Below are 9,676 nucleotides of genomic sequence, written 5' to 3'. Positions count from 1 at the left end.
TGACGCCATTGGAGATAGGAGAATTACGGCGGAGGTCTCCGTCCGCGTCCGTCTTTCGACGAGCGCTACAGAGGGCCTGCCGCAACTTTTCCAGCTTATGAGACAGCCTCAGGACGTCTGCCGCGCAGAGAACCCAGTGGAGACGTCGGGCAGAATCCACGCGCCTCTCTCGACCGCGAGCAGAGTAGTAGCTCAGTCGGGTCCGAACCCTGCTTGGCGGCATTGTCTCCCGTGTTCAAAACCTGCACAGATTCCTTATCGCCGGTAATCGATACTCACCCGTGGGGAACATTCAGGGCACAAGGATGCCGATCTTGCACTTATCGCACCTGCTGCTTTGGAATCTGCCTCGGACCTAAATAGTAACCGTATGGAGGAAACTATGTACGAAGATCAAACCGGATTTCTTGCCGCGCTCGGCATGATCCCCCTGCTGTTCTTTATCGGGGTTTATTGTTACTTCTCATTTTGCCAGATGAGAATGGCCCAGAAGATCGGACTTAACGATTGCGCCTGGTGGGCGTGGATCCCGATCGTAGGACTGTTCCTGCTGTTCAAAATGGCCTCCAAGCCCTGGTGGTGGTTCTTCCTCTGCCTGGTGCCGCTGGTGAACATTGTCGTGTTCGCGGTGCTCTGGTACGAAGCCGCCAAGGCGTGCGGGGTTGCGCCGTTTTGGGGAATTCTAGTTCTCGTGCCGGTACTTAACTTTGTGGCCCTCGCCGTGATGGCCTTCTCAGGCACACCGGCGCGTCCGGCTCCGCCGTACCAGACACCCCAGCCGCGCCAACCGGCGAACGTTTAATCATGTGTAGTTGTGGCTGAGGACCCCTAATCGAGTCGGGGGCAGGCTCCACTCTGCACGGAAGCGCGCGACATCATACGCGGGCGGCAGACATCCTCGTCTGCCCCGCGAAGCTGTTGACCGTTACTGCGCAACGGGCAGTAGGGCAGAATCCCTGGGCTGCTCGCGTTAGCGAGCGGCCGGTGATTCTGCCATCTTGCGTCAGGCTTAAGGCAGGCCGGCCTTTCGTGGCTACCATGGAGTGTGGTGGCGGGTTTGAAGCAAATCCGCCCTACGCTTCTCCGCCATCAACCGAGACTACGATCCGCCGGCCCGTCGTAATCGTAGGGCAGCGGACCGAGTTTGCGCACCGGCCGCTCGCGGGTAATCTCCTCGTAGGCGTGAGCCACCAGACCGGGCACACGGCTGATGATGAAAAACGCTTTGCCCAGGCGCCAGTCGAAGCCCATGTCCGATACGACCGCGGCGATAGCGCCATCGACATTAATCGGCAGCTTCTTGCCCAGTTGTCGGGCCAGAACTTGTTCGAGCGCCTGGCAGAGCTTGATGTGCCTGCCGCCGTAGCCGTGGCGCGCGGCGATCTCGAACAGTTTCGGCGTGCGGGGATCATCGGTGTGAATACGGTGTCCGAATCCGGGCATGCGTATCTTCTGTGATTTGAGCCAGCCCGACAATTCTCCCGCCACTTGCATCGCGTTGCTGCCAGTATCGTCGAGCTTACTCGCCCATTCCTGCATGATCCTGGCCGCCTGCTCGATAGCCCCGCCGTGCCAGTCACCGATCACCAATACGCCACCGGCAATCGCGGCGTTGAGACTGTTGCCGCCGGAAACCACCGCGCGGGTAGCGAGTACCGATGGCGGCGACGCGCCATGGTCGATTGACGAAACGAGGATTGCGTTCATCAATTCCCCCTCGGCTTTGCTCGGCAACTCACCTTTGAGCAGAAGAAAGACCGCCTCGGCGTAAGAAAGTCTGCTCATGATTTCAGCGATATCGTACCCGCGCACGCGAATGCGGTTGGGGCCGATATCGGTTATACTCGTCTTCCAGTTCGTTTCCGCCATACCTTTACCTCAGTCCAACAGCTTAGGACATTTCATCTTATCTCGTTCCGGAGTAGTTCGAAGGACAATCTGGTTATACGGTTGGTCTATGGCAAGATTTTTTGGAATCTGTGCATTGAGTAGGAAATGAATACAAATCTGGTTGTGCTTTATAACGGGTTGTTGTATAATAGAATAGGTCAATAACCGAGCCTGAGGCCGAGTTTGATCTTTGTTACGTTTTTCACAAAGTCGCTTGACCTTGACCTGCTGAGGTCATTATATTATCTCGGTTTGAAAGTTGGGCCAAGCCGTCAAGTGGTCGCTGTCCACAGCAGCACCGTCCGGTTTGACCGGCACTTGAAAGCGAGCGTTGCAGTTAGATGTCGTTGGCAGCCGAATTCTCCTCTCCCCGGTTCTCCCAAAACGTGATTGTCATTGTCGGCGGTTTTGGCAGCGGCAAGTCGGAAGTTGCGGTCAACCTTGCGCGGCACCTGAAGAAATCCGGAGAGGAGACGGTAGCGATTGCCGATCTCGATATCGTCAACCCGTATTTTCGTTCCCGCGAGGCCGCGGCGGCGCTGGCTTTACTCGGCATCAAATCGATAGTCCCCGCTGGGTCGTATGCGACTGCCGATCTCCCCATCATTTTGCCGGAAATAAAGACTGCGATTCAGCGGGCCGAAGGCAAGTTGATACTTGATATCGGCGGCGACGATCTCGGCGCGCGAGTACTCAGTTCCCTGGCCGACGCCTTCACTCCGGGCAAGTATGACATGCTTCTGACACTTAACGCGTACCGGCCATTCACAGCGGACCTGAAGGGCGCGCTGAAGATGATGACCGAGATTGAAAACGCCGGCCGCCTTCGCTTCACCGGGCTGATCTCTAATTCGCACTTGATCGAGCAAACCACCGTTGAGGCTATTCTCCACGGAATAGAGCTCGCCGGCCAGGTAAGCCGCCAGACCGGACTGCCGATCTGTTTTGTAAGCGCTTCGGAGAGTGTTCTGACCGGTCTGGACAAGCACCAGATCATGTACCCGGTGCTCGTGATTGATCGCTCACTGCTGAAACCGTGGGAGCGAAGCGCGTCGGCCGAGATGAGCTGAGTTTTTAGGAAGAAACCGTATGCCTCGAGTGACCATAGACAAGAATCACTGCAAAGGGTGCGAGCTGTGTGTGCAGGCGTGCCCCCAGAAGATTCTTTCGATGTCCAAAGACATCACGGTCAGAGGCTATTTCTACGCCCGCATGCACGACCCGTCGCGGTGCATCGGCTGCCGCATTTGTGCGGTGGTGTGTCCCGACGTTGCTATCACTGTGGATACCCACGGCACTCAATTCGTTCTTTTTGATTATTAGTCGGGCGGGTCGGCAAGGAGGATGCGATGTGGCTAAGATACTGATGAAAGGCAACGAAGCGATCGCTGAGGCGGCTATCCGCGCCGGCTCGCTCGTGTACTTTTGTTATCCGATCACGCCCCAAACGGAAGTAGCCGAGTACATGGCCAAGCGGATGCCGGAAGTCGGCGGGGTCTTCCTGCAGGCGGAAAGCGAGATCGCGGTCGGCAATATGCTGTTCGGCGCATCCTCGTCCGGTCGACGAGTATTCACGTCGTCATCGAGCCCCGGTATCAGCCTGATGCAGGAGGCGATATCATATATGGCGGGCGCGCAGCTCCCCTGTGTCATTTTAAACATCATGCGCGGCGGGCCCGGCCTGGGAGGAATCTTGCCTGCACAGTCAGACTATTTGCAGGCTACCAAGGGGGGCGGGCATGGCGACTACCGCGTGCTGGTGCTGGCGCCATCGTCGGTGCAGGAAGCGGTCGACCTAACCATGCTCGGCTTTCACCTGGCGGACAAGTATCGCAACCCGGTGATGATCATCGGCGACGGAATGATCGGCCAGATGATGGAGCCGGTCGAATTTCCAGAGAAATACGAAGAGCCGGAACTTCCGCCCAAGGACTGGGCCGCTACCGGCGCCAAAGGGCGTCCGCCGATTGTCATCAAATCACTTCATCTCGATCCGTACGTTCTCGAGGATAACTCGATTGTCTTGGACAAGAAGTATCGGCAGATGAAACGGGACGAACCTCGCTACGAGCTGTACAAAGTCAGTCCCGGCAACAGAATCCTGATCGTCTCTTACGGCACCATGGCACGGATTTGCCAGACGGTGATCGATGAGTTGGAGACCGAGGGGATCTCGGTCGGGCTGTTCCGCCCGATCACCGTCTTCCCCTATCCGGAAGAGGCACTTAGGAAAGAGGCCAACAAGAAAAACATAGAGTCGATCCTTACAGTCGAAATGAGCATGGGTCAGATGCTTGAGGATGTCGAACGCATCGTGCAGGGCGCTCGGCCAATAAAATTCTTCGGGCGCACCGGCGGAATTGTCCCGACCCCCGACGAGGTCAAGGAGCAGATCAAGAAGATGATCCGAAGCGACACGGCGGCCAATTCACGCAAGAAGAGAGGTTGAGCCGTATGTTCCAATCGGAGACAACGATTTTTGGCCGACCGACTGCACTTCGCGAGACTGTCACCCATTACTGCCCCGGCTGCACGCATGGGGTGATTCACAGGCTGGTCGCCGAAGCGATCGACCAGCTCGGGCTCCGCGAGCGCACCGTGGGAGTCGCGCCGGTCGGCTGCTCGGTGCTGGCGTACAACTATTTCAACTGTGACTTTCTGGAATCACCTCATGGGCGCGCCCCGGCCCTGGCCACCGGATACAAGCGCAGCCGGCCGGACATGATTGTATTCACTTACCAGGGTGACGGCGACCTGGCGTCGATCGGGATGTCCGAGATCGTTCACGCCGCGAACCGGAATGAGAAATTCACGACAATTTTCGTCAACAACGCGATTTACGGCATGACCGGCGGCCAGATGGCCCCCACCACTCTGGCCGGCCAGGTGACCTCAACCTGCCCCGCCGGGCGCGATATCGCCAAGACCGGCCACCCTATTCGAATGGCTGAACTCCTCTCAGCGCTCGTGACGCCGACTTATATCGAGCGAGTGTCCGTGCATTCGCCGCAGCATATAATCGCGGCCAAACGGGCCGTGCGGAGAGCCTTCGAGTACCAGGCGGCCAACCGCTGCTTCTCCATGGTCGAGGTTCTTTCCACCTGCCCCACCAACTGGGGCATGACACCATCCGATTCCACTGCCTGGCTCGAAGAAAACCTGCTCAAGTATTATCCACTCGGCGTGTACCGCTCACCCGACAAGGGGGCTGTTTGATGGCCCAGTATGAAGTAATCTGGGCCGGTTTCGGCGGCCAGGGCATCATGGTGGCGGGCATGCTGCTCTCGTATGCCGGTATCAAAGAGGGCAAGCAGGTCTGCTGGATACCGTCGTACGGTCCGGAAATGCGCGGCGGCACGGCCTACTGTACGGTCGTGGTCTCCGACGTCCGCATCGGCTCACCGATTATCCGCAATCCCCAGGCGGCGTGCGTGTTCAATCGGCCATCATTCGACAAGTTCGTTCCCATGATAAAACCGGGTGGGACGCTGCTCGTCAATTCGTCGCTGATTGACGTTACCACTGACCGCACTGACCTCACCGAGGTGCTTGTTCCTGCCAATGACATGGCTATTGCCGCGGGAAGCGGCAAGGCAACTAATATTGCCATGCTGGGGGCGTTTGTCGGCGTAACCGGCATCGTGAGGTACGACACGGTCGCCGCAGTGTTGATGGAAAAACTGGGCAGCAAGAAAGATCTTCTCGCCGTGAACAACAAAGTACTCAAGGAAGGGTACGAGCTGGGACGGGCAGCGCACAAGTCGAAGAAGGGGGCGGGCGTATGAATCATGACTTCTCTCGCCTCCCTGAGCTGATCGAACGGCACGGTCGCTCGCCCGAGTCGCTTATCATGATCCTGCAGGAGATTCAGCGCGAGTACCGCTATCTGCCCTGTGAGGCCCTCATGCAGACCGCCGAGGCGTTGGGTGTGCCTCTCTCCCGTGTTTTCTCGGCGGCCACGTTCTACAACGTCTTCAGTCTGAATCCCAAAGGCGAGAAGGTCATTCGTGTCTGTGTCGGCACGGCGTGCCACATTCGCGGTGCGAAGTTGATACAAGACCAGTTGGAGAACTTCCTGAATATCAAAGCCGGCAACACTTCCGAGGATATGAAGTACACTCTGGAGGTGGTCGCCTGTGTCGGCGCGTGCGCCATGGCGCCGGTCGTAACGGTCAACGAGAAATATCACGGCTCCGTTAATCCCGGCCGCGTCAAGAAACTGCTCAAGGACAAGTGAGATTATGAGCATCGGGACACCTCAGCAGTTAGAGCAGTTGCATCACGAGTGCAGCGCGGCGCGGGATCGCTTTCAAAAGCGCGTCATAGTCTGCTGCGGCACCGGCTGTTTGGCCAACGGCGCGGCCGCAATAGTCGGGGCTTTTCAAAAGGCGCTCAGGGAACGCGAGATCAACGGGTTCACGGTCGAGGCGGTTAAAGAAACCGGATGCCACGGTTTTTGCGAGCAGGGACCCCTGGTGGTTATCGAACCCCAGGGCACGTTCTATACACGCGTCAAACCGAAAGATGTCGCGGGCATTATTGACAAGTCGATAGCCGAAAACCAGGTCATCGAAACCCTGCTCTACAAGAATCCGGTGACCCAAACGCGGATAGAACGCTACCCCGATGTTCCGTTCTTCTCCCACCAGCAGCGAATTGCTCTTCGTAATCTCGGCAAGATAGCCGCCAATGACATCCGCGAGTATGTGGCGGTCGGGGGCTACCAGGCGCTGGCCAAGGCGCTGACCACTATGACGCCGGATCAGATTATCAAGGATATCACGACCTCCGGCCTGCGCGGGCGGGGCGGCGCCGGCTTTTCGACCGGCAAGAAATGGCGAACCTGCGCGAGTGTTAAGGATGAACGCCGCTATGTTATTTGCAACGGCGACGAGGGCGACCCCGGGGCCTTTATGGATCGCAGTATCATGGAAGGCGATCCGCACTCAGTGCTCGAAGGCATGATGATCTGCGCCTACGCGGTCGGGTCGCAGCAGGGGTACATTTACGTTCGCGAGGAGTATCCGCTCGCGGTAATTCACCTCCAGAAAGCGATCGATGACTGCGAACGCGAGGGGCTGCTCGGCGATAACATTCTCGGCACCGGCTTCTCCTTCCGGATACGGATCGCACGCGGCGCGGGCGCGTTTGTCTGCGGGGAATCATCGGCCCTGATGAAATCGGTCGCCGGCGAAGTCGGCGAGCCGCGCGCCAAGTATATCAGGTCGGTCATCAAAGGACTGTTCGACAAGCCGACCGTGCTCAACAATGTCGAGACCTTCGCCAATGTGCCGATCATCATCAGCAACGGAGCCGACTGGTACAAGAGTATCGGCGTACCTAACAGCACCGGCACCAAAGCGTTCTCGCTGGTGGGCAAGGTCAAGAACACCGGCCTGATCGAAGTACCGATGGGCATCACACTCCGCGAGATTATCTATGACATCGGCGGCGGCATCATCAACGACCGCCCCTTCAAGGCGGTCCAGACCGGCGGACCGTCGGGCGGCTGCCTTCCGGAGTCCAAGCTCGACCTGCAGGTCGATTTCGATTCCCTGACCGCGGCCGGATCCATGATGGGCTCCGGCGGCATGATTGTCATGGACGATCGCACGTGTATTGTCGATGTTGCCAAGTACTTCCTGGAGTTCCTGGTCTCGGAATCGTGCGGCAAGTGTGTCCCCTGCCGCGAGGGGCTTTACCAGTTGCACCGGATTGTCACTCGAGTAACCGAAGGCAATGCCACAGAAGAAGACCTGGCGCGGGCCGAGAAGCTGTCCGAAGCTATCGTAACCGGTTCGCTGTGTGGTCTGGGCCAATCCGGCGCGAATCCGTTCCTGAGCACGATACGGTACTTCCGCGACGAATACCTGGTCCATATCCGTGAGAAGCGCTGCCCCGCCGGTGTGTGCAAGCCGCTTATTCGCTACGAGATCAATGACAAATGCACCGGCTGCATGGCCTGTATCACCGCCTGTGCCTACACCGCTATCACCGGCAAGAAGAAACAGATTCACGTGCTTGATCAGGACAAATGCACCAAATGCGGGGCATGTTTCGCAGTCTGTACCTACCAAGCGATTGACGTGATATAGGAGCCACAGGATTACATGGTCAGTCTGACAATAAACGGCAAACTGGTGCGAGCCGCCGAAAACGAGATGCTCCTGGCGGTCATCCAGCGGGAGCGGATCGATATCCCCTCAACTTGCAATCACAAGGCGGTCGAGCCTTTCGGGGCCTGTCGCTTGTGCACGGTCGAGATCACCCGCGCGGAGTGGGACGGCTGGAAGCGGCTGGTCACCTCGTGCCTGTATCCGGTCGAGGAAGGACTGATCGTTTCGACCCACACCCCGCAGGTCATCGAACTGCGCAAGACGATTCTCGACCTGCAACTGGCGCGGTCACCGAAGGCCCCTTACGTCCAGGACCTCGCCGCCCAGTACGGCATCACCAGGACCAGTTTCGAAGAGATGCCCGACGGCGACGATTGCATCCTCTGCGCCCTCTGTACCCGCGTGTGCGATCAGATGGGCTTCCGTGCAATTTCGACGGTCAATCGCGGCCATGGCAAAGAGGTCGCTCCGCCGCTCCACCAGGCCCCGCCCGATTGTGTCGGCTGCCTTGCCTGCGCTCAGATTTGTCCTACGAATTTTATCAAGTACACGGACAAAGGCGACACTCGTACGATTTGGGGCAAGACTTTCGAGATGCTCAAGTGCGAAGAGACCGGCCGGCCGACTATCACGCGTGCGTTTGCCGAGTACCTGAGCAAGCACCGGGACATTCCAGCGGAATACTTCCAATACGGGGACCAGAGCCACCGCGAACAGACCGCTCTCACGATGGGCAAAATCGCGCTCTGGCAGCGTCAGGAGAAAGCATGAAAGCGCGCTTTTATGTCGACCCGATAAAGTGCACCGGCTGCCGGACCTGCGAGCTGGCCTGCTCATTCACTCACAGCATCGGCGGCAAACCGGGCCGCAGCCGCATATACCCAATCCCGGGCGGCGCGCCGGATTTATGGGTGCCGGTCACATGCTTGCAGTGTGACGACCCCGCATGTGCGAAATCCTGCCTGGTCGATGCCATCACGCGTAATCCTGAGACCGGGGCCATGGACCTCGATCAAGAAAAGTGCATCCGCTGTATGGCGTGTATTGCGGCCTGTCCGTTCGGCTGCTCGCTCTTCGATAGCTATCACAATCTCGTTATCAAGTGCGATCTTTGTCAGGGGGATCCGGTTTGCGCGCACTTCTGCCCCACCAAAGCCCTCCGCTACGAACCGATCGTGTTGGCGCGAGAGACGGCGTAGGACAAATTGTAGGTAGTAACCAGATCCCTGCTTCGGGAGCGGTTTCGACACTCGCTGATTCTCGTTGTCAGACACATCAAGTCGTGATGAACCTGTCGAAGCATGACTGTTCCCACCGTATCATTCGCGGGGCAGACCAGGAGAGGCTGTCCCAGAAGATGTGAATTAAGTTGCAATTTGGTGGCGGGTGTATGAGAGTGTGTTGGGAGAGGAGACAAGGAGAGTAGGTGTGATATATCAGCCGGAAGACCCGAGTCAGATCTATTTTACGAGTCGGAAGGACCTGGTGGCCGAGGAGCCGCTGGTTTTGTGGGTGGATGAGGTGGTGAAGCGGCTTGATTTGCGGGAGTTGTATGGGCGGTACTGTGAGCGTGGGGCGGCGTTTTACGATCCGGGGATGCAATTGCGGGTGTTGTTTTATGCCTATTGTGACGGGGTGCGGTCGTGTCGGGAGATTGAGAAGCGGGTTAG

The 9,676-nt window shown here is 58.0% G+C and carries 12 protein-coding genes; 11 read left to right on the top strand and 1 reads right to left on the bottom strand.

Translation table 11 applies throughout. The annotated features are described in order from the left end of the window. The first annotated feature begins 382 nt into the window (after positions 1 to 382). Positions 383 to 802 (top strand): DUF5684 domain-containing protein, encoded by a 420-nt coding sequence (locus tag AB1772_12675; GenBank protein ID MEW5797195.1) that lies wholly within the window; start codon positions 383 to 385, stop codon positions 800 to 802. Between the two features lie 287 nt (positions 803 to 1,089). Here AB1772_12675 and AB1772_12670 read toward each other — a convergent pair whose 3' ends face one another. Then, positions 1,090 to 1,869, bottom strand: coding sequence for a citryl-CoA lyase (locus tag AB1772_12670; protein ID MEW5797194.1), 780 nt, complete (start codon positions 1,867 to 1,869; stop codon positions 1,090 to 1,092). Positions 1,870 to 2,231: 362 nt separating this feature from the next. Between AB1772_12670 and AB1772_12665 the strand changes: the two genes are divergently transcribed. The 10 genes from AB1772_12665 to AB1772_12620 all read left to right on the top strand — a co-directional run. After that, entirely contained in the window at positions 2,232 to 2,960 is a 729-nt protein-coding gene (locus AB1772_12665) for a cobalamin biosynthesis protein CbiA (protein MEW5797193.1), read from the top strand. A gap of 19 nt (positions 2,961 to 2,979) precedes the next feature. Beyond that, positions 2,980 to 3,213 (top strand): 4Fe-4S binding protein, encoded by a 234-nt coding sequence (locus AB1772_12660; GenBank protein MEW5797192.1) that lies wholly within the window; start codon positions 2,980 to 2,982, stop codon positions 3,211 to 3,213. Between the two features lie 28 nt (positions 3,214 to 3,241). Next, the gene (vorB, locus tag AB1772_12655) at positions 3,242 to 4,339 is read left to right on the top strand and encodes a 3-methyl-2-oxobutanoate dehydrogenase subunit VorB (protein ID MEW5797191.1); all 1,098 of its coding nucleotides are present in this window, start codon (positions 3,242 to 3,244) and stop codon (positions 4,337 to 4,339) included. A 5-nt stretch (positions 4,340 to 4,344) separates the two neighbouring features. Continuing rightward, positions 4,345 to 5,106 (top strand): thiamine pyrophosphate-dependent enzyme, encoded by a 762-nt coding sequence (locus AB1772_12650; GenBank protein ID MEW5797190.1) that lies wholly within the window; start codon positions 4,345 to 4,347, stop codon positions 5,104 to 5,106. Further along, complete coding sequence (locus AB1772_12645) at positions 5,106 to 5,675, top strand: 2-oxoacid:acceptor oxidoreductase family protein (GenBank protein ID MEW5797189.1); 570 nt, start codon at positions 5,106 to 5,108, stop codon at positions 5,673 to 5,675. Before AB1772_12650 ends, AB1772_12645 begins: the two co-directional genes overlap by 1 nt. Then, complete coding sequence (locus tag AB1772_12640) at positions 5,672 to 6,127, top strand: NAD(P)H-dependent oxidoreductase subunit E (GenBank protein ID MEW5797188.1); 456 nt, start codon at positions 5,672 to 5,674, stop codon at positions 6,125 to 6,127. The genes AB1772_12645 and AB1772_12640 overlap by 4 nt, the downstream gene beginning before the upstream one ends. 4 nt (positions 6,128 to 6,131) lie before the next feature. After that, positions 6,132 to 7,985, top strand: a complete 1,854-nt coding sequence (locus AB1772_12635; GenBank protein ID MEW5797187.1) for an NADH-quinone oxidoreductase subunit NuoF — start codon at positions 6,132 to 6,134, stop codon at positions 7,983 to 7,985. Positions 7,986 to 8,000: 15 nt separating this feature from the next. After that, the gene (locus AB1772_12630; GenBank protein ID MEW5797186.1) at positions 8,001 to 8,777 is read left to right on the top strand and encodes a 2Fe-2S iron-sulfur cluster-binding protein; all 777 of its coding nucleotides are present in this window, start codon (positions 8,001 to 8,003) and stop codon (positions 8,775 to 8,777) included. Further along, positions 8,774 to 9,205 (top strand): 4Fe-4S dicluster domain-containing protein, encoded by a 432-nt coding sequence (locus AB1772_12625; GenBank protein MEW5797185.1) that lies wholly within the window; start codon positions 8,774 to 8,776, stop codon positions 9,203 to 9,205. The genes AB1772_12630 and AB1772_12625 overlap by 4 nt, the downstream gene beginning before the upstream one ends. A gap of 229 nt (positions 9,206 to 9,434) precedes the next feature. Continuing rightward, the coding region (locus tag AB1772_12620) for an IS256 family transposase (GenBank protein ID MEW5797184.1) at positions 9,435 to 9,676 on the top strand (242 nt) is incomplete at its 3' end.

This window comes from Candidatus Zixiibacteriota bacterium, from assembly GCA_040752815.1.
Lineage (GTDB): Bacteria > Zixibacteria > MSB-5A5 > GN15 > FEB-12 > JAGGTI01.
Note: the sequence above shows the minus strand (reverse complement) of the source record. Positions and strands in the feature narration are given on the sequence as shown.

Excerpts from the sequence above, each read along its gene's own strand:
- AB1772_12675 (MEW5797195.1), top strand. The coding sequence starts at position 383 with ATGTACGAAGATCAAACCGGATTTCTTGCCGCGCTCGGCATGATCCCC.
- AB1772_12670 (MEW5797194.1), bottom strand. The coding sequence starts at position 1,869 with ATGGCGGAAACGAACTGGAAGACGAGTATAACCGATATCGGCCCCAAC.
- AB1772_12665 (MEW5797193.1), top strand. The coding sequence starts at position 2,232 with ATGTCGTTGGCAGCCGAATTCTCCTCTCCCCGGTTCTCCCAAAACGTG.
- AB1772_12660 (MEW5797192.1), top strand. The coding sequence starts at position 2,980 with ATGCCTCGAGTGACCATAGACAAGAATCACTGCAAAGGGTGCGAGCTG.
- AB1772_12650 (MEW5797190.1), top strand. The coding sequence starts at position 4,345 with ATGTTCCAATCGGAGACAACGATTTTTGGCCGACCGACTGCACTTCGC.
- AB1772_12645 (MEW5797189.1), top strand. The coding sequence starts at position 5,106 with ATGGCCCAGTATGAAGTAATCTGGGCCGGTTTCGGCGGCCAGGGCATC.
- AB1772_12640 (MEW5797188.1), top strand. The coding sequence starts at position 5,672 with ATGAATCATGACTTCTCTCGCCTCCCTGAGCTGATCGAACGGCACGGT.
- AB1772_12635 (MEW5797187.1), top strand. The coding sequence starts at position 6,132 with ATGAGCATCGGGACACCTCAGCAGTTAGAGCAGTTGCATCACGAGTGC.
- AB1772_12630 (MEW5797186.1), top strand. The coding sequence starts at position 8,001 with ATGGTCAGTCTGACAATAAACGGCAAACTGGTGCGAGCCGCCGAAAAC.
- AB1772_12625 (MEW5797185.1), top strand. The coding sequence starts at position 8,774 with ATGAAAGCGCGCTTTTATGTCGACCCGATAAAGTGCACCGGCTGCCGG.